This is a genomic window from Ruegeria sp. AM1 (assembly GCF_056540745.1).
This window is the reverse complement of the sequence record NZ_JBQFXH010000001.1, coordinates 727,231-745,496: the sequence shown is the minus strand read 5'-3', so window position 1 is coordinate 745,496 and position 18,266 is coordinate 727,231. Positions and strand designations below refer to the sequence as shown.

Genomic DNA, 18,266 nt, shown 5'->3' with positions numbered 1-18,266 from the left:
GCGCTAACCTGCCCAGACGTCATTGGGGGGATTTCTGATGGGCGAGTACTATGATCTGGGGACATATTCCTGCCCGGTGACAACGTCATCGGCTGACGCACAGAAATGGTTCGACCGGGGCCTCGTATGGACCTACGGGTACAACCATGATGAGGCTGTCGTCTGTTTTGAGCGGGCACTTGAATATGATCCCGACTGCGCCATGGCACACTGGGGCGTCGCTTATGCAGCTGGTCCGAACTATAATCTTCCCTGGGATTTGCGGGACGAAAATGGCCAGACCAAAGCGCTAAACACCGCCTTCGACGCCACTCAAAAGGCGCTTGCGCTGGCACAGCACGGCACCGCCGTTGAACAGGCGCTGATCCGCGCCCTGCCCGCCCGCTATCCACAGCGGGATCCTGCTGAGGATATGCACCGCTGGGACTACGACTTTGCCGATGCGATGCGGGCGGCGTTCGCCGAACAGCCGGATCATCTGGACCTGCGCACGATCTATGTCGAAGCCCTGATGAACCTGACCCCCTGGCAGATGTGGGATCTGAAAACCGGCCAACCGGCTGACGGCGCTGCAACGCTTGAGGCCCAAGAGGCGCTGGAATGGGCCATGACCAATGAACCAGCCGCGATGACGCATCCCGGCCTGCTGCATCTCTACGTCCATCTGATGGAGATGTCGCCCACCCCCGAAAAGGCGCTCAGAGCCGGAGATATCCTGCGTACACTTGTGCCGGACGCGGGCCATCTGGTGCATATGCCAACCCATATCGACGTGCTCTGCGGCCACTATCACGACGTCGTCCACTGGAACGAGAAAGCCACAGAGGCCGACCTGAAGTACTATGAGCGCGAAGGCGCGTTCAATATCTACACCGGATATCGTCAGCACGATTATCACTTCGCCCTTTATGGCGCTCTGTTTCTGGGGCAGATGGAACCAGCATTGCGCGCCAATCAGGGCCTTTGGGACACCACACCCGAGGACCTGCTGCGCATCGAGAGCCCGCCTATGGCGGATTACTTCGAAAGCTATATGTCGATGGGTCCGCATATCCTGATCCGGTTCGGCCGTTGGGAAAACGCCAAAGCGATGGAGTTGCCAGCGGACCCCGATCTTTTTCGTACCCTGACGGCGACCACCCACTACGCGCGCGCCATTGCTCTGGCTGCGACCGGTCAGGTCGCCGACGCCGAAGCGGAAGAAAAAGCGTTTCTTGCCGCCAAGGATCGCGTGCCCGAAACACGGCGGCTGCACAATAATCGCGTTATTGATCTGCTTGAAATCGCTCGCGAAATGCTGCGCGGCGAGATCGAGTACCGCAAGGGCAATTACGAAATCGCCTTTGCCCATCTGCGCCGCTCGGTCACGCTGGATGACACGCTGCCCTATGACGAACCGTGGGGCTGGATGCAGCCCACCCGCCATGCGTTGGGCGCGCTGTTGTTCGAACAGGGGCATGTGGATGAGGCCGAGGCCGTCTATCGCGAGGATCTGGGGCTTAGCGGAACGCTGAGCCGCGCGTCGATCCATCCCGACAATGTCTGGAGCCTCAAAGGGTTGTATGACTGCCTGAAAGCGCGCAACGACACAATCGAGATCACCCAAATCAAACAACGACTTGACCTTGCGCTGGCGCGCGCCGACCGGGCGGTTGGTGCCTCGTGCTTCTGCGCGCAAGCCGCAATGAAGGCTGCCGAATGAAATACGCCACTTTGGTTTTGACCACCCTGTTCACCACCGCTGCACAGGCCGACCGGCAGAGCTTTGCTCCGGTTGACGAAGCGGTCCGGGACCCGTCGTTGCGGGCCTTCAGAACCGAACTGCTGACGCATGTTGCCGCACGCGATGTCGACAGCATTGTCGCCCTGAGCTGCCCTGACATTTATCTCAGCCACGGCGGTTCGGGCGGACCTGCTGAGCTTGAGGCCAATCTCACGCAGGCATCAGATACCCCGGACGACATCCGCGACGCCTATTGGGCCGCATTAGAAGAAACGCTGTCTCAGCCGGGGTATTTTGACGATGAGGGTGAGTTCTGGATGCCCTATCAGTGGAAACTCACGCTGCCAGCCTCGCTTGATCCCTTCACTGCCTATTATGTCACCGGGCAGAATGTCACGCTGCGCAACGGACCGGCGCGCACAGAACCCGCGCTGGCGCAGATCAGCCATGAGGTCGTCATCATTCCGGACTATAAAGCCGAGGCTGCGTATCAGCTGGTTCGGCTGACCGATGGAACGCGCGGGTACATGTCCAGCGACTACCTCTGGTCCATGGTCGGCTATCGCGCCGCCTTTACAAAATCCCAGAGCGGTGACTGGCAGCTTTGCACCTTTGTCACTGGCGACTAGGCGCTGGTCTTTTTCTTCGCGGCCATCACTTTCTCGGCCAGATCGCGGGCAATTGCGAACGCGCCCTTGATCTTGTCACTGTCTTTCTTCCAGTCGCGGCGGACAACGATCTTGTTGTCTTTGACCTTGGCCAGTCCATTCTGGTTCTGGATGAATTCAACCAGCCCTTGCGGCGATGCGAATTTGTCATTGTGAAACTGGATCGTGGCGCCTTTGGGTCCGCCATCCAGCTTGGCAATCCCGGCCCGTTTGCACATCGCCTTGATGCGCACGACCAGCATCAGGGTGTTGACCTCTTTCGGCAGCGTGCCAAACCGGTCGATCAGTTCCGCGGCAAACCCCTCAAGCTCGACCTTGGTCGAGAGTGAGGACAGGCGGCGATACAGACCAAGACGGACATCCAGATCGGGCACATAATCATCCGGGATCAGAACCGGTACGCCGAGGTTGATCTGCGGGGCCCATTGGTCATCCGCATCGCTGAGCCCCTCCATTTCACCGGCCTTGATCTTGGCAATCGCCTCTTCCAGCATGGATTGATAGAGTTCATAGCCCACATCGCGCATCTGGCCGGACTGTTCCTCACCCAGCAGGTTGCCCGCACCGCGGATATCAAGATCCTGGCTTGCCAGCGTGAACCCCGCTCCCAACGTATCCAGCGAGCCCAGAACCCGCAGACGCTTCTCAGCTGTCGCGGTCAGTTTCTGACGCGGCTTGGTGGTCAGATAGGCATAGGCGCGGGCCTTAGACCGCCCCACCCGGCCCCGGATCTGATAGAGCTGCGCAAGCCCGAACATATCCGCCCGATGCACAACCATCGTGTTTGCGGTTGGAATATCCAGCCCGCTTTCCACAATCGTCGTAGCCAGCAGGACATCATATTTACCGTCATAGAATGCGTTCATGCGGTCATCCAACTCGCCCGCCGCCATCTGACCATGAGCGACGACATAGGTCAGTTCCGGCAGTTGTTCTTTCAGGAATTCCTCAATCTCAGGCAGGTCCGATATGCGCGGCACCACATAAAAGCTCTGTCCGCCGCGATAATGCTCGCGCAGCAAGGCTTCTCGGATCGTGACCGCGTCAAATTCGCTGACATAGGTGCGGATCGCCAGACGGTCGATAGGCGGTGTGCCGATGATCGACAGATCGCGCACACCAGTAAGCGAGAGTTGTAAGGTCCGGGGAATTGGCGTTGCAGTCAGCGTCAGCACATGAATGTCGCTGCGCAGCTGCTTCAGCCGCTCTTTGTGACCTACGCCGAAATGCTGTTCTTCATCGATGATCAGCAGGCCCAGATTGTTGAACCGAATGCCCTTGGCCAGCAGCGCATGTGTGCCAACCACGATATCCACCGTACCACGCGCCAACCCGTCCCGTGTTTGTTGCGCCTCTTTGGTTGAGACAAAGCGCGAGAGCTGTCGCACCTCCAGCGGGAAGCCCCGGAAGCGTTCTTTGAAAGACGCCGCATGTTGGCGCGCTAGCAAGGTCGTTGGCGCCACAACGGCAACCTGCACCCCAGACATCGCCGCGACAAAGGCCGCGCGCATGGCGACCTCGGTCTTGCCAAAGCCGACGTCGCCGCAAATCAAACGATCCATTGGCGCACCGGAATGCATGTCCTCCATCACTTCGGAAATCGCGCGCAGCTGATCGTCGGTTTCCTGATACGGGAACCGCGCGCTGAACTCTTCCCAAGCATGTGGCGGTGGATTCATGACCGGAGCCTTGCGCAAGGCGCGCTCGGCCGCGATGCGGATCAGCTTGTCCGCCATTTCGCGGATACGTTCCTTGAGCTTCGCCTTTTTTGCCTGCCATGCGCCGCCACCCAGACGGTCCAGCAGCCCTTCGTCGTGACCGTATTTGGACAGCAATTCGATGTTTTCGACTGGCAGGTACAGCTTGGACTGTTCGGCATATTCCAGCAGCAGACATTCATGCGCAGCACCGGCAGCCGTCACCACCTCCATCCCCATGTACCGACCAATGCCGTGGTCGACATGCACAATCAGATCACCAGGGCTGAGCGATTGGGTCTCGGTCAGGAAATTCTCGGCCTTGCGGCGTTTCTTGGGTTGGCGGATCAGGCGATCGCCCAAAACGTCCTGCTCAGCAATCACCGTCAGATCGGGGGTTTCGAACCCGTGTTCCAGTGCCCAGACCGCCAGATGAAGCCCGCGTTTGCCCAACCGCGCACCGTCGGTGATGGGTATCGCCTCGGCCAGCCCTTCGTCCTCAATCAGGCCGGTCAGACGTTCGCGTGCGCCCTCGGAATACGAGGCGATCAGAACCGGACCCTTATCCAGCTTGCCTTTGATATGATCCGCCAATGCCCCAAACAGGCTGATGCTTTCCTGCTGGCGTTCGGGGGCAAAATTGCGCCCGATCCGCCCGCCCGCATCGATCACGCCGGGGCCACTGGCCTGTGGCAGCGGGCTGAATTGCAAAACGCGGCGGCCGTCGACGGCCCGCTCCCATGCGGCATCGTCCAGATACAATAAGGCCGGCGGCGTTGGCTTGTAGATCGTATCCATACGCGAACGGTTTTCCAGTGCCAGCCGCCGCGTTTCGTACTGATCTTCGATACTGTCCCACCGGGCCAACCGGGCTGGCGTGACCTGATCATCCAGCGAAATTGCTGCATCCGGCAGATAGTCGAACAGGGTCTCAAGCTTTTCATGGAAGAAGGGCAGCCAATGTTCCACGCCCTGATGCTTGCGACCCGCGCTGACCGCCTCGTACAGAGGGTCATCCGTGCCCGCCGCGCCAAATTCGATGCGATAATTCTGACGAAATCGGGTAATCGCGGCCTCATCCAGAATGACCTCGGACACTGGGGCCAACTCGATCACGTCCAGTTTCTCGGTTGTGCGTTGCGACACGGGATCGAACCTGCGCACGCCGTCCAGCACATCGCCGAATAGGTCCAGCCGCACGGGGCCGGATTCGCCGGGGGGAAAGATGTCGATGATGCCGCCGCGGATGGCATAGTCACCGGGCTCCATCACCGTCGGGCTTTGGGTAAAGCCCATCCGAACCAGAAATGTCCGCAGCGCAGTTTCATCAACCCGATGATTGACACGCGCCGTAAACGCCGCCTCGCGCAGGACATCGCGCGCCGGAACCCGCTGCGTAGCCGCGTTCAGAGTTGTCAGCAGCACAAATTGCTTCGGCATCTGATGCACCAGCGCCGCCAGGGTCGAGACCCGCGCCGCCGCGATATCGGCGTTCGGCGACACGCGATCGTAAGGCAGACAGTCCCAGCCAGGAAAGACAATGACGGGCATGTCCGGTGCGAAAAAGGCCAGCGCGGCGCGCATCGCCTCCATCCGTTTGTCATCGCGCGCGACATGGCAAACGGGCCCACCTGAACGAGCAATCTCGTTCAGGACCAGCTGTGCATCAAACCCTTCAGGGGCACCGCCAACTGTCACGTGGTTCGGAACCGTCATCGTTTCGCCTTTCGGATTATTCTATCCCAGAACACCAATGGAAAAGTTCTGATACATGCCCCAGAGAGAAGTGACCAGTATCGCCACCATCCCAATAAGCTGTGTGTAAAGACGGCATCGATTCAGCGCCTTGGAAACGGTTTCCAGCGTCAGGTCGTTCCGCCTCAGCCGCCGCGCAGCAAAGATGTTGATCAGGGCCACGATTGTCATCGGAAACAACAGCAAAAACACCGCCTGAGCAAACTCAACACCGTAATAAAAGCCCAGCGTAGCCAGGCCCGTGAATATGAAACAGGACAGCGCAAGAATGGCTGACCCAGAGATCTCGACGATATAGAGGATTCGGTTGGTGTTGATACGAACGATATCCAGCAGGTCGATTTCGGTCTGACCTCCCACCCGGCGCGCGCGGATCACCAGATCATATGGCACACCCATCACCCAGTGGCTGGCCGAGGACCACACGACCGCAAGGACGATCCAGAACCACAGATTCGAAAAGCTGCGCATATCGATGAGTTCGAAGATCGACGAATACCAGTCCAAACCCTGCCCTTTATTCAAAATCCTCAGCGGGTTCTATCGCACCAGCGCGTCCATTGGTACCCTTGAGACCGTTGCGAATTCATGCCACCCAATGCGCGATTGTTCAAGGAGAACGCTTCATGAAACCGACCATCGCCCCCTATCCCCTTGCCCGCTTTCGCCGGGCGCGCCAATCTGATGCGATCCGGGGGCTGGTACGGGAAAACACGCTGAGCGTGGACGATCTGATCTGGCCGGTTTTTGTCCGCGATGGCGAAGGGATCGAAGAGCCCGTGCCATCCATGCCCGGCGTTATGCGCCGCTCGGTTGATCTGATCGCCAAAGCCGCGGTTGAGGCACAGGCGTTGGGCATCCCCGCGATCTGCATTTTTCCTTACACGGACGCGGCGCTGAAAACCGAAGACTGCGCCGATGCCTGGAACCCCGACAACCTGTCAAACCGCGCCATTCGCGCCATCAAGTCCGCAGCGCCCAACATCGCGGTCATGACCGACGTTGCGCTGGACCCATACAACATTAATGGTCACGACGGATATGTCGTGGACGGAGAAATCGTAAACGACAAGACCGTTGAAGCGCTGGTCAAAATGACGTTGGCTCAGGCCGACGCAGGTGCGGATATCATCGGCCCGTCTGACATGATGGACGGCCGCATCGGCGAAATGCGCTGCGCGCTGGAGGCAGCCGGGCACCAGAACGTGATGATACTCAGCTATGCCGCAAAATATGCCAGTGCCTTTTACGGGCCGTTCCGAGACGCGGTTGGGGCATCTGGTGCACTGACGGGCGACAAGAAAACCTATCAGATGGATCCGGCCAATTCGAACGAGGCCCTGCGCCTGATCGAACGCGATCTGACCGAGGGCGCGGATATGGTGATGATCAAACCCGGCATGCCCTATCTGGATATCTGTCGGAGGGTCAAAGACACGTTCGGCGCGCCGACCTATGCCTATCAGGTCTCGGGCGAGTTCGCGATGATCCGGGCAGCAGCGCAGAATGGCTGGATCGATGGCGATAAGGTGATGCTGGAAAGCCTGCTGGCATTCAAACGCGCGGGTTGTGATGGAATCCTGACCTATTTCGCGCCCGAAGTGGCAAAGACTCTGCAGGGCTAATATCCCGTTTCATTGCGGCTTTTCGCCGATCACCAGCGCGCGGTCGGCAGCTTTCCCGTGACATGGGCCGTTAATGGGCGTATTCTAGCATATAAGATCGGGAAGACCCGACATATCAGGCACATCGACAGAGAAAAGAAAATGAGCAGTTCACAAACACCCCGACTGAGCCGTCGCGGCTTTGCCCTTGGCATGGCCGGATTGACCGTGACCGCAGCATGCGGCAACGGCATTGGCAATTCAAATGCCACAACCATCGACGCCCGCGTTGATGCAACGCTGACCGAAATGTACAGCAAGTATCCAAACACCGTTGAAATCGCCAATAAGGCCAACGGGATGCTGGTTATGCCACTGATCACAGAAGCCGGATTTATCTTTGGTGGTGCTTATGGTCAGGGCGCACTGCGCATTCAGGGAGCGACGGTCGATTACTACTCTGCAGTATCAGGCAGCGCAGGCCTGCAGATCGGAGCGCAGCAATATGCGCATGTTTTGTTCTTCATGACCGAAGAGGCGCTGAACGACTTCCGCCGGTCCAGCGGTTGGACCGCGGGCGCGGATATCGGGTATGTCGTCGACGCGACGGCGCAGTCGGTGTCGACCGACACCAACCAGCTGCGCAAACCCGTTCTGGCCGCCGTCTTTGGACAAGCGGGCCTGAAATTCGGCGCCACCGTCGAAGGGACGAAGTATACCCGCATCATACCGTGATCACGCGATCACCGCGAAACCTGAACCCCGTCTTGCTCTGCCATGGCGGGGTTTTGATTTTGAGGCCAGATTCTGGGGCTGTCCTCTTTCGGTAGCTCGCGCCATGATTTAACGTCGGCGCAATCTGAAATAAACAATTTGGTACGGTACGGATGGGTCTTGTCTTTCGCTGGTTGATGCGCATCGCTTCAGGCCTTGTTGTTATATCCTTGGCTGCGGTTGGGCTGGCCTATTTTTTGGCGAACCAGTCCCTGCCTGACTACGATCAGACCCTATCGGTCAGCGGCCTGGACGCCCCGATTGAAATCGTCCGCGATACTGCAAATGTTCCGCATATTCTGGGCGAAAACGACCCCGATGTGTTCTTTGGGCTGGGCTATGCCCATGCGCAGGATCGTCTCTGGCAGATGACCGTCCTGCGGCGCACCGCGCAGGGGCGTTTGTCCGAGGTGTTTGGCCAGCGCACCGTTCCCATCGACAAACTGCTGCGGCGGTTCGACCTGTATGGCCTGGCCCACAGATCGGTCGAGGTGCAGGATGACTATACTCAGGCCGCGCTGCGGGCCTATGCCGCCGGGGTCAACGCGCGACTGCAAGAGATCAACGAACAGGCGCTTGGGCGCGGTGCGCCCGAGATGTTCCTGTTCAACGCCCCCGTCCCACCCTGGCAACCCGGCGACAGCCTTGCCGTGATCAAACTCATGAGCCTGCAGCTGTCCGGGCACCTGCAGGACGAAGTGCTGCGCGCCCGCACCTCTCTGATGCTGAACGATGCGGCGCGGCTGGCAGATATCCTGCCGGATGTGCCGGGCCCAGGCATTGCCGCTCTGCCGGAATATGCCTCTTTATTCCCGGAATTGCCGCGATATGCTGAGGCCACGCACCAGCCGCGCCTACCGCTGTCACCGCTACCGCAACGCGGTTTGGCGGGCGCGTCGAACGCGTGGTCGGCGGCCCCCTCGCGATCGGCCAGTGGTGGAACCCTGCTGGCCAACGATCCACACCTTGGCCTGACCGCGCCCAGTATATGGTATCTTGCCCGGCTCGAACTGGCCAATGGCGGCGTCATCGGTGCGACAATCCCTGGCGTTCCCGCAATTATGACCGGACGCAGCGATCGGTTGGGTTGGGGGCTGACCTCGTCTTATCTGGACGATCAGGATGTTCATATCGAACAGCTCAACCCCGACAACCCCGAAGAGTATCTGACGCCGGACGGATACAAAGCCTTTGAAAACCGCCCCTCGATCATCGAGATCAAAGACGCGCCGCCCATCACCCTGACCCTGCGCTGGACCGAGAACGGCCCCGTCCTGCCCGGCAGTCACTATGATCTGGAAACCATCACCCCGCCGGGGCATGTGGCCTCGCTGTCCTGGACCGCGCTCAGCCCGCGCGACACTTCGATGACCGCATCGATGGCACTGATGAACTCCAACACGGTCCAAGACGCAATTGAAGTTGCTGAAGACTTCATCGCGCCTTCTCAGAACCTGTCTCTAGTCGACCGCGACACCATTGCACTCAAACTGATCGGCGCCATGCCCAAGCGGGACCTGAATAACCAAAGTCGGGGGCGCATCCCCACGCCCGGCTGGCGCGCTGAAAACCGCTGGCAAGGCCGCCTGCCCTATGCCAGCAACCCGGAATTTGTCGCGCCTGCCGGGGGCGTATTGGGCAATACCAATAACAAGATCATCAGCCGCCCTTTCCCCAATCACGTGTCCTACGAATGGGGCGACACGCAACGCGTTCACCGCTGGGAACGTTTGATGCAATCACGCGAAGTGCATACGCGCGACAGTTTTATTGAGGCGCAACTGGACACCGTCAGCTTTACCGCGCGTTCGCTGCTGCCGCTGATCGGGGCCGATCTCTGGTTCACTGGTGCGTCAGCCCCAGACGGCACCCTTGAGCGCAAGCGGCAGGTTGCGCTTGGCCTGCTGGCCGATTGGAACGGCGAGATGAACGAGCACCTGCCCGAGCCGCTGATCTATGCCGCGTGGCTGCGTGCCCTGCAGATCAGGTTGATCTCGGATGAGCTGGGGCCGCTGGCCAGCGAATACAAACATGTCGAGCCTTTGTTTATCGAGCGGGTCTACCGCGACATTGATGGCGCCGCCGTGTGGTGCGACGTCATTCAAAGCGCACCGGTCGAAACCTGCACCGACATGGCCCGCCTAGCGCTGGACGACGCCCTGATCTGGATTTCTGAACGCTATGGCGGCTCGCTGGAATCCCTGCGTTGGGGGGATGCGCATCAGGCAACCCATGATCACCCGGTTCTGGGAACTGTTCCGGTGCTGCGGTATTTTGTAAACATCCGTCAATCGACTAGTGGCGGCGACAATACCCTTCTGCGCGGGCGCACCTCGGGCGAGGGTCCCGATCCGTTTCAGAATGTCCATGGCGCGGGCTATCGCGGTGTTTACGATTTCGCAGATCCGGACAGTTCGGTCTTTATCACGGCCACCGGCCAGTCGGGCCACTTCCTGTCGCGCTACTACGACGATCAGGCGCAGCTGTGGCGGCGTGGCGAATATATTCCGATGTCGCTGGACATCGACCTTGCGCGCGCCGCGGCCGTAGGAGTCACTGTCCTCAATCCGCGATAATCCGCGAGGCTTCGGCGAAACCTCGCCCCCTGTTGCGCCCAACGTGGACGGCTGGCCGCGTTATCGCATAGCATCAGTCGGGTCGACGCATTGGCAAAAAAGGGGGAAACTCGTGGGCAGCGTTCGTGACACGCTCAACAATCTGGCGCGCGATTACGCCATTGCCTGGAGTTCAGGTGACCCCGACGCGGTGGCGGACTTCTTTGCGCCCGATGGCCAGATCACGATCAACCGAGGCGAGCCGATACAGGGACGCGCTGCGATTGCCGACATGGTACGCGGGTTTCAGTCAGACTTTCCCGATCTTGAAGTGCGTTGCGATATGCTGCGGTGGGCGGGCAGCCACGCGATTTTCGTCTGGACCCTCGAAGGACATCACGCAGAGACAGGCAACCGTGTCGTCACCCGAGGCTGGGAAGAATGGGAGCTAGGCACCGACAACAAAATTCTGTCTTCGCTTGGTTGGTTCGATGCAGATGATTATCAGCGTCAGATAGACGGCACATAGCGATCAGAGCTTGTCGAACTGCGCCGCCTGCTTGTCCGTCCACAAAACGGTGACTTCAAATCCGTTCTCGGTCTGCTCCTCCGCGCGAACAACATCCTGACGGAACAACCACGCGCGCTTGTCCCCTTGGGCAAAGTCCAGCGTCAGCGTCATCTCGTGGCGAACCCCTTGCAACTTGGTTGCGATCTCGGCCAGCAGCGGCTCGATCCCTTCGCCGGTAACGGCTGAAATCGCGTAGATATCCGCGTCGCGCTCCGAACGCGCCAAGGCGCCGGACCGTTCTTCATCTGACAGCAAGTCGATCTTGTTCCAGACCTCCAGACGTGGTCGCGTATCATCTACACCCAGCGAGCCCAGGATGGCCTCGACATCCTGGGCCTGTTCTTCGGTCTCTTCATGACTGATGTCGCGCACATGCAAGATCAAATCAGCGCCCAGTACTTCTTCTAACGTGGCGCGAAACGCGGCAACGAGCTCGGTCGGGAGGTTCGAAATGAAGCCCACCGTGTCTGACAGGATCACCTCAGGGCCATCCTGCAGCTCAACACGGCGCATGGTGGGATCGAGCGTGGCAAACAACATGTCCTTTGCCATCACTTCAGCCCCGGTCAGGCGGTTGAACAATGTCGACTTGCCCGCATTGGTATAGCCCACCAGCGCAACAATGGGGTATGGCACCTTGGCCCGCGCAGCACGGTGCAGCGTGCGGGTCTTGACCACCTTTTGCAGCTGTCGGCGCAGGCGCACAAGTTGCTCATCAATAGCACGTCGGTCGGCTTCGATCTGCGTTTCGCCCGGACCGCCGACAAAGCCCAGCCCGCCCCGCTGCCTTTCAAGGTGGGTCCACGCGCGGACCAGGCGGGTGCGCTGATAGCTCAGCGCCGCCATCTCAACCTGAAGGACACCTTCGCGGGTGCGCGCCCGATCCGAAAAAATCTCGAGGATAAGACCAGTCCGGTCGAGGATTTTGACCTTCCATGCTTTCTCAAGATTGCGCTGCTGAACCGGGGTGACCGGCCCGTCTATCAGGACCAGCTCAATTTCATTCTCGTGAAAACGCTCACCCAACTCGTCGATCTTGCCGCTGCCGAACAGCAGCCCGGCCTGCGCGCGTGGCAATCGCACAATTTCGGACCCGATCACATCCAGATCAGGCAGCGCAGCGGCCAGCGAAACCGCCTCTTGCAACGCCGGTTCAGGAACACGGCGCTGTTCATCTGATTTGATTTCGGGATGCAGCACCCAGGCCCGGGTGCGCGTCCTGTCATGTTCCATCAAGAGGCGTCTTCGCCCTCATACAGGTTGATCGGCTGCGATGGCATGATCGTCGAAATCGCGTGTTTGTAGACCAGCTGCGACTGTCCGTCGCGGCGCAACAATACGCAGAAATTGTCGAACCAGGTGATTACACCCTGCAATTTGACGCCATTGATCAGGAATATCGTGACCGGGACCTTTGCTTTCCGTACATTATTCAGGAACGCGTCCTGAAGATTCTGTCTGTCCGAAGCCATATTTTATTATCTCGCCATTGTTCTTGCTACGCGCTGCGGACCAACGCGCTCCCTTTGCGTGAGTATGGAGTGGCGCGCACAGATATTCCAGATGAAAAATCAGGCACTAGCGCAAGGCGATGCAAGCGTGTCACCCGCGCCAGAGCGACGGTGTGATCAGTGCGATGATCGCCAGCGTTTCTAGCCGTCCGATGACCATCGCCGCACACAGCGCCAGCTTGGCCCCACCAGACAGGTCCACAAGCCGGATCGGAATATCAGTGGCTAGTTCAATCAACGGGCCCGTTGTGCTAAGCATGGCAACGCTCAGCACCATCGCCTGCTCAAAGCCAACGCCCATTGCGGCCAGCAGCACGTCAAACAGACCCAGCGTCAGAGCGAACATCATCAGGAAGATCCAGGCGATAAACGCCCCGTCGCTCTGAATGCGGCGGTTACCGCCGCCTGCACCGCTGACTGACGAGGGATAGATCAGACGGTCAATCTCGCGCGCACCGTTCAGATAGAGCGCATAGACCCGCAGCAACTTGACCCCACCCGCAGTGGTTGCAACGCCGCCGCCGATCAGAGCAAGCCCCATCAGCACCAATCCCGGCGTTCCCAAGCCAGACAATTGCTGCGCATCATTCCAGTTTGCGCTTTCAAAACCCGCAGTAGTGAGAAATGACATCACGGTGAACATCATGCCCCAAAACACGTTCAGCGCCTGCAGACCATCGATTTGTCCGCCGATCTCGCTGACACCCGCTATCGCGCGGAAAAACAGCAGCAATGCAACGGCAAGTACGATCATCACACCGATCCGAAACTCGGGGTCCTTGTCCAGTCGGGCATAGCCTGATGCCGCCGTGTCGGTCGAAAAAGTCAGCCGCGACAGCGCGAAGAACAGAAACAGAAACAGGATCGCCTCGCCTGTAATCCCTGCTGTCGATCCCTCCAACCCGCCAACGGGTGAAATGCCCGAGGTCGCGATCACCGACATGGCGTGGCAAACGGCGGTCAGCCCCTGCTCGCCCGCAACCAGAAGCAAGATCCAGATCACCGCGGTCAGGCCGGCATAAACCGGCGTCAACGTACGCGTTACACGGATCAGGCGGCCTCGCGGATCAATCTTTTCGCTTTGCGCCACACCGGAAACCGGGCGACCGGGTTGACCGCGGGCCGTAATCTCGAACCCACCCAGAGACAGAGGGGCCAGAATAGCCGCAGCGGAAATCCACATGAGCAGCCCGCCCAGCCAGCCAACCAGCGCGCGCCACAAATGCACCGGCGCGGTCAGGCGATCCGGGTCGGGAAACATATCGGCCCCGGTCGTGGTCAGAGCGCTGACCATATCGAAATAGGCGTTGAGATAGCTGGTATTGCCCACCGCGTCGTGCAGCGGGATGGCCAGAAACAACGGCAGGATTGTAAACGAGGCTAGCAGCACTGCCAGTTGGCCCAGCGTCCCCCTGCGGGGCTGGCGATTTGACATCGCCAACCCGACAATCGTCACCAGAAACAAGCCGACAATCCCGGAATAGAAAAACGAACGCGATGTCGGATGATCATCCAGCGCCAGCGCATAGATCGCCGGTATCCACATCGCCAATGCGGCAGTCCCCCAGATCAACAACAACAACGGCAATCGCCGCAGCAAGCCGATCTGTTGTGCGCCCGCCTCGCCCATCAGAAGAAATCGATCGAAACCTGCATGAGCCGTTCGACCTCGGGCACATCTTTGGCCATTGCAAAGATCGCCACCACATCCTTTTCGTCGATGCGCAAGCTGCCAGTGGGTCGCAGAACCTCGTCGCCTTTGCGAACGGCGCCCACCAGAACACCTTCGGGAAAGTCGATATCGCGCAGTTTCTGGCCTGCCATGGGCGAGGTCGACATGACCTCGGCCTCGATCACTTCGGCTTCGGCATCGCCGATGGAATAGACCTGCCGCACACGCCCGTGACGGATGTGCCGCAGGATCGAGCTGACCGTGGTGGCGCGTGGGTTGATATACGCATCAATCCCCAGCGGCCCCATCAGCGCAACCATGCTGGGGTCGTTGATCAGCGCTATGGCAAGCGCGCAGCCTTCGGCCTTGGCGCGAACAGCAGCCAGCATATTGGTCCGGTCGTCATCCGTTACGGCCAGCATGGCATCGGCCCGGTCAATCCCGGCCTCACTGAGCAGCGCAGCGTCCAGACCGTCACCGTTCAGCACAATGGTACGTTCCAAAGCTTCGGCCGCAATCTCAGCACAGCGACGATCCCGTTCGACGATCTTGGCACGCACCCGGCTCTCGCGTTCTTCCAGCGTCCGGGCAACTTCAAGCCCGACATTGCCGCCGCCCACGATCACCACGCGATCCTGTTTCTTTTGCGACTTGCCAAAAACCTCCATAGTGCGGTCGACGTCTTTGACGCTGGTAAAGACGTAACATTCGTCGCCGACAAACAGCTGATCTTCGGATTCCGGCGCAAACAGCGACCCCTCGCGGCGCACACCAACGACGATAGAGCTGAGCGTCGAGAACAGATCGGTCAGTTGCCGCAGCGGTGTGTTCACGATGGGGCAGTCTTCGTCTACGCGGATGCCCAACAGCTGTGCCTTGCCGTCCATGAAAATCTCGGTGTCAAAGGCCGAGGGCGCCGACAGGCGGCGCATTGCGGCGGCAGCCACCTCACGTTCAGGGCTGATCACCACGTCAATGGGCAGGTGGTCGCGGCGGAACAGGTCTGAATGGATCGCCTGTAGATAAGATTTCGAGCGCAGGCGCGCGATCTTGCGTTGAATGGAAAACACCGAATGCGCCATCTGACAGGTGACCATATTCACCTCGTCCGAATGGGTGGCAGCGATTATCATGTCAGCGTCGCGCGCCCCTGCCCGATCCAGCACATCCGGATAACTGGCAAACCCCGCGATACCCTGCACGTCCAGCGTTTCGGTTGCGCGACGGACAAGGTCGGGATTGTTGTCCACAACCGTTACGTCATTCAGTTCGCCCGAAAGGTGCCGTGCAATCTGCCAGCCGACCTGACCGGCACCGCAAATGATGACCTTCATGTTTCTGGCCCTTCTGCCTGAGCGTTTTGAATGACAGATGCCCCGATAGGGGTCAATTGAATTGTCATAGTCGACGAGCTGGGGCAAGATAAGCACATGAAAACATTGCTGCGCTTGCTTCTGCCAATCATGGTGCTGTCCTCATGCGGTCCACTGTCGCTGTATTACCGCGAGGGTGAGCCGGTCGCGCGTATGCAAACCGAGACGACCCAATGTCAGGTTCAGGCCCTGAAAGATGCGCCCGTCGCCAACCAGATTCGACAAAGCCCGCCGGTTTATTGGCCTGGTCGAACTTATTGCGACAATAACGGGCGCTGCTATCGCTCGCCCGGCTGGTGGGAGCCCGGGCGCGTTTATTCCGTCGATGTCAATCAGGGGTTACGCAACAAGGTCGAGGCACAGTGCATGGCCGCAAAGGGCTATCGCCCTGTCAGCCTGCCGCCTTGCAAACAAGGCGTGAAATCGAGCGTGGCGCCGGTGCGGACGACCACGCTTCCTCCGCTGAACAGTGCATCTTGTTATGTCAAATTCGACGACGGATCGTTCCAGATCATCACGCCGGGTCAGGCTGGCTGAGCATGATCGCTATCGCGTTGGACCAGATATTGCACGTCGGCGGCTCAGCAGGATGTGTAGTGCGATAGCAGCCGCATAGATCACACCAACCGTAACAAACATCGCGGCCTCTCCACCACGCCACAACACCGCAAGCAGAAGCGGTGTGCCAAGCAGGTTTCCGGCATTCCCCGTCTGCGCCATCGCGCCATAGCTCAGCGCCTGATCCTCTGGCGTTGTGTTGAGCACTGGCACCGCCGCAAAGCTGCCCCCCTGCACCAAACCCAAGACAGCAAACAGCGCGACACAGACAAATCCAAGCGGCGCCCCGATAAACAGCGCGGCGATGGCCGCAATGCCCGCTCCGAAGCCAACGTTCACAACGAAAACCGGCGAAACTGCGTTCAACAGAACGGGCACGAACGCCCAGGACAACGCAATGCCCGCCAATGGCATAAGCGTGGCAATCGTGGCTCCCTGATCGCCGGGCAACCGCCCCGGCAGAATGGCCAGCAGCGAGACAAAGGTCAGCGTATAAAAAAGCCAGCCAATCGCAGGCGCCGAGATGAAAGGAGAGCGATAGGTCTGCACATGCGCCCGCGCAAACATGGCCCAGTTCAACTTCTCGGACGTTCCGATTTCAACATGCAAACGACACAGCGCCACCAGGGCCGCGACGGCCAGCATCAGGGCACCATGCACCGTGAAATACGCCGCAAGACCAAAGCGTTCGACGATAGGCAGACCAAGCCAGGCGTTCAGGGCAAAGGCGACGCCAAAAAACGTGCTCCACAGGACCATCGCCAAATTCCGGGCCCTGCCCTGTGTGATCTGGGCAATCAGCGTCGGTGCGGCTACGACAATGGCCAGATGGGACAGACCCTCAACAACCCGGCTGGCCAACATGATCTGAAATCCCGGCAGCAGGGCCTGCAGCGCCGAGATCACGCCACCAAACACAAGACCCCAGATCAGCAACCTGACCGGGCCGATCCAACCGGCAATCGCGCCGGACACCACCCCCAAAAGCATCCCCATCAGCGAGATGATCGACAGCAACCACCCAATGACGTCGGCATTGTCAGGATAGTGCGTTGCGACCTCGGCAAAGGGCACGGCGATCTTGGCAAATTGCGTGGCCGCGCCAAGCCCTGCAAACCATAGCAGGATCACCTGCAGAAATAAGCGAACGGATTGAAACATATTCAGGGTCTATCGCGTCAACGCGATGACCGGAACGCATAAATTATGCGCGCGAGGTCCGCGACCCGCTGACCAGGCGAACCGGAGTGCCATCGGACAGATAGAGACGTTCCCAGATGATCTGACCGGCGCTGATCCTGATTTCATCATGCACTACCCCTGACGTCAGAAATGCCTTCGGCGCCGGCGTTTGCAGGTCCCACCATCCGTCATCCCTCAGCTCGGTCTCGGCCTGCCGGATTTCATCGGTCGCAAACGGCCATAAAGACACGCCCAGCAAGGCCCGCTGGCTGGTGTCCCAGTCTCTGGCGCGGCTGGCGGAATAGGCCAGACACACATGGCTGGCTTCTTCCACCAGATGGACGCAATCGGCTGAATGCAACACCAGCCTTTTCAGCGCAGCATCCTCGACGCGAGCGGCCCCAAGCGCCGTAAACACAGATTGCTGAACATGAGCAGTCGGCGTCTGAACGCCGTTTTCCCATCTGGAAATGGTGGTTTGATCCACCTGCAACAGATCCGCCACCGCCGCCTGTTTCAATCCAACAGACCGGCGCAGCCTCTTTAGTCTGTTGCCAAAGCCCGGAAATCCTATGGTTTCAGAGCGTCGCGCGACCTCTGATCTCAACTGCATCTCCGCCACC

The 18,266-nt window shown here is 59.4% G+C and carries 15 protein-coding genes; 7 read left to right on the top strand and 8 right to left on the bottom strand.

All coding sequences use genetic code 11. The annotated features are described in order from the left end of the window. Positions 1 to 37 precede the first annotated feature (37 nt). On the top strand, positions 38 to 1,702 hold the full coding sequence (locus tag ACR0I7_RS03720) for a hypothetical protein (protein ID WP_480508548.1): 1,665 nt from the start codon (positions 38 to 40) through the stop codon (positions 1,700 to 1,702). Beyond that, positions 1,699 to 2,352 carry an SH3 domain-containing protein gene (locus ACR0I7_RS03715; protein WP_480508546.1) on the top strand — a complete coding sequence of 218 codons (654 nt, stop codon included), beginning with the start codon at positions 1,699 to 1,701 and terminating at the stop codon, positions 2,350 to 2,352. Before ACR0I7_RS03720 ends, ACR0I7_RS03715 begins: the two co-directional genes overlap by 4 nt. Here ACR0I7_RS03715 and mfd read toward each other — a convergent pair. Beyond that, a complete protein-coding gene (mfd, locus tag ACR0I7_RS03710; RefSeq protein WP_480508544.1) occupies positions 2,349 to 5,804 on the bottom strand; it encodes a transcription-repair coupling factor in 3,456 nt (1,151 codons plus the stop codon). The genes ACR0I7_RS03715 and mfd overlap by 4 nt on opposite strands. Before the next feature lie 21 nt (positions 5,805 to 5,825). Continuing rightward, positions 5,826 to 6,350 (bottom strand): component of SufBCD complex, encoded by a 525-nt coding sequence (locus ACR0I7_RS03705; RefSeq protein ID WP_480508543.1) that lies wholly within the window; start codon positions 6,348 to 6,350, stop codon positions 5,826 to 5,828. Positions 6,351 to 6,469: 119 nt separating this feature from the next. On the opposite strand from ACR0I7_RS03705, the gene hemB reads away from it, so the two are divergent. From hemB to ACR0I7_RS03685, 4 genes are all read left to right on the top strand, one after another. After that, positions 6,470 to 7,468 carry a porphobilinogen synthase gene (hemB, locus tag ACR0I7_RS03700; protein ID WP_480508541.1) on the top strand — a complete coding sequence of 333 codons (999 nt, stop codon included), beginning with the start codon at positions 6,470 to 6,472 and terminating at the stop codon, positions 7,466 to 7,468. Between the two features lie 141 nt (positions 7,469 to 7,609). After that, complete coding sequence (locus ACR0I7_RS03695; RefSeq protein ID WP_480508539.1) at positions 7,610 to 8,182, top strand: lipid-binding SYLF domain-containing protein; 573 nt, start codon at positions 7,610 to 7,612, stop codon at positions 8,180 to 8,182. Positions 8,183 to 8,334: 152 nt separating this feature from the next. Continuing rightward, complete coding sequence (locus ACR0I7_RS03690; protein ID WP_480508537.1) at positions 8,335 to 10,797, top strand: penicillin acylase family protein; 2,463 nt, start codon at positions 8,335 to 8,337, stop codon at positions 10,795 to 10,797. A 112-nt stretch (positions 10,798 to 10,909) separates the two neighbouring features. Continuing rightward, positions 10,910 to 11,305, top strand: a complete 396-nt coding sequence (locus tag ACR0I7_RS03685) for an ester cyclase (RefSeq protein ID WP_480508535.1) — start codon at positions 10,910 to 10,912, stop codon at positions 11,303 to 11,305. 3 nt (positions 11,306 to 11,308) lie between these two features. Here ACR0I7_RS03685 and hflX read toward each other — a convergent pair whose 3' ends face one another. From hflX to trkA, 4 genes are all read right to left on the bottom strand, one after another. Next, positions 11,309 to 12,580 (bottom strand): GTPase HflX, encoded by a 1,272-nt coding sequence (gene hflX, locus ACR0I7_RS03680; protein WP_480508533.1) that lies wholly within the window; start codon positions 12,578 to 12,580, stop codon positions 11,309 to 11,311. Beyond that, positions 12,580 to 12,819, bottom strand: coding sequence for an RNA chaperone Hfq (hfq, locus tag ACR0I7_RS03675; protein WP_005982826.1), 240 nt, complete (start codon positions 12,817 to 12,819; stop codon positions 12,580 to 12,582). Before hfq ends, hflX begins: the two co-directional genes overlap by 1 nt. Positions 12,820 to 12,949: 130 nt before the next feature. Further along, on the bottom strand, positions 12,950 to 14,488 hold the full coding sequence (locus tag ACR0I7_RS03670) for a TrkH family potassium uptake protein (protein WP_480508531.1): 1,539 nt from the start codon (positions 14,486 to 14,488) through the stop codon (positions 12,950 to 12,952). Then, a complete protein-coding gene (gene trkA, locus ACR0I7_RS03665; protein WP_480508530.1) occupies positions 14,488 to 15,864 on the bottom strand; it encodes a Trk system potassium transporter TrkA in 1,377 nt (458 codons plus the stop codon). Before trkA ends, ACR0I7_RS03670 begins: the two co-directional genes overlap by 1 nt. 96 nt (positions 15,865 to 15,960) lie before the next feature. On the opposite strand from trkA, the gene ACR0I7_RS03660 reads away from it, so the two are divergent. Further along, complete coding sequence (locus ACR0I7_RS03660; RefSeq protein WP_480508528.1) at positions 15,961 to 16,440, top strand: hypothetical protein; 480 nt, start codon at positions 15,961 to 15,963, stop codon at positions 16,438 to 16,440. 9 nt (positions 16,441 to 16,449) lie between these two features. Here the strand turns inward: ACR0I7_RS03660 and ACR0I7_RS03655 are convergent, their stop codons facing one another. Both ACR0I7_RS03655 and ACR0I7_RS03650 read right to left on the bottom strand, forming a co-directional pair. Next, positions 16,450 to 17,592 carry an MFS transporter gene (locus ACR0I7_RS03655; RefSeq protein WP_480508526.1) on the bottom strand — a complete coding sequence of 381 codons (1,143 nt, stop codon included), beginning with the start codon at positions 17,590 to 17,592 and terminating at the stop codon, positions 16,450 to 16,452. A gap of 73 nt (positions 17,593 to 17,665) precedes the next feature. Further along, positions 17,666 to 18,256, bottom strand: a complete 591-nt coding sequence (locus tag ACR0I7_RS03650) for a helix-turn-helix transcriptional regulator (RefSeq protein ID WP_480508524.1) — start codon at positions 18,254 to 18,256, stop codon at positions 17,666 to 17,668. Positions 18,257 to 18,266 lie beyond the last annotated feature (10 nt).

Bases quoted from the DNA above. Each gene is read 5' to 3' on its own strand.
- ACR0I7_RS03720 (WP_480508548.1), top strand. From the start codon at position 38: ATGGGCGAGTACTATGATCTGGGGACATATTCCTGCCCGGTGACAACG.
- ACR0I7_RS03715 (WP_480508546.1), top strand. From the start codon at position 1,699: ATGAAATACGCCACTTTGGTTTTGACCACCCTGTTCACCACCGCTGCA.
- mfd (WP_480508544.1), bottom strand. From the start codon at position 5,804: ATGACGGTTCCGAACCACGTGACAGTTGGCGGTGCCCCTGAAGGGTTT.
- hemB (WP_480508541.1), top strand. From the start codon at position 6,470: ATGAAACCGACCATCGCCCCCTATCCCCTTGCCCGCTTTCGCCGGGCG.
- ACR0I7_RS03695 (WP_480508539.1), top strand. From the start codon at position 7,610: ATGAGCAGTTCACAAACACCCCGACTGAGCCGTCGCGGCTTTGCCCTT.
- ACR0I7_RS03690 (WP_480508537.1), top strand. From the start codon at position 8,335: ATGGGTCTTGTCTTTCGCTGGTTGATGCGCATCGCTTCAGGCCTTGTT.
- hflX (WP_480508533.1), bottom strand. From the start codon at position 12,580: ATGGAACATGACAGGACGCGCACCCGGGCCTGGGTGCTGCATCCCGAA.
- hfq (WP_005982826.1), bottom strand. From the start codon at position 12,819: ATGGCTTCGGACAGACAGAATCTTCAGGACGCGTTCCTGAATAATGTA.
- ACR0I7_RS03670 (WP_480508531.1), bottom strand. From the start codon at position 14,488: ATGGGCGAGGCGGGCGCACAACAGATCGGCTTGCTGCGGCGATTGCCG.
- trkA (WP_480508530.1), bottom strand. From the start codon at position 15,864: ATGAAGGTCATCATTTGCGGTGCCGGTCAGGTCGGCTGGCAGATTGCA.
- ACR0I7_RS03660 (WP_480508528.1), top strand. From the start codon at position 15,961: ATGAAAACATTGCTGCGCTTGCTTCTGCCAATCATGGTGCTGTCCTCA.
- ACR0I7_RS03650 (WP_480508524.1), bottom strand. From the start codon at position 18,256: ATGCAGTTGAGATCAGAGGTCGCGCGACGCTCTGAAACCATAGGATTT.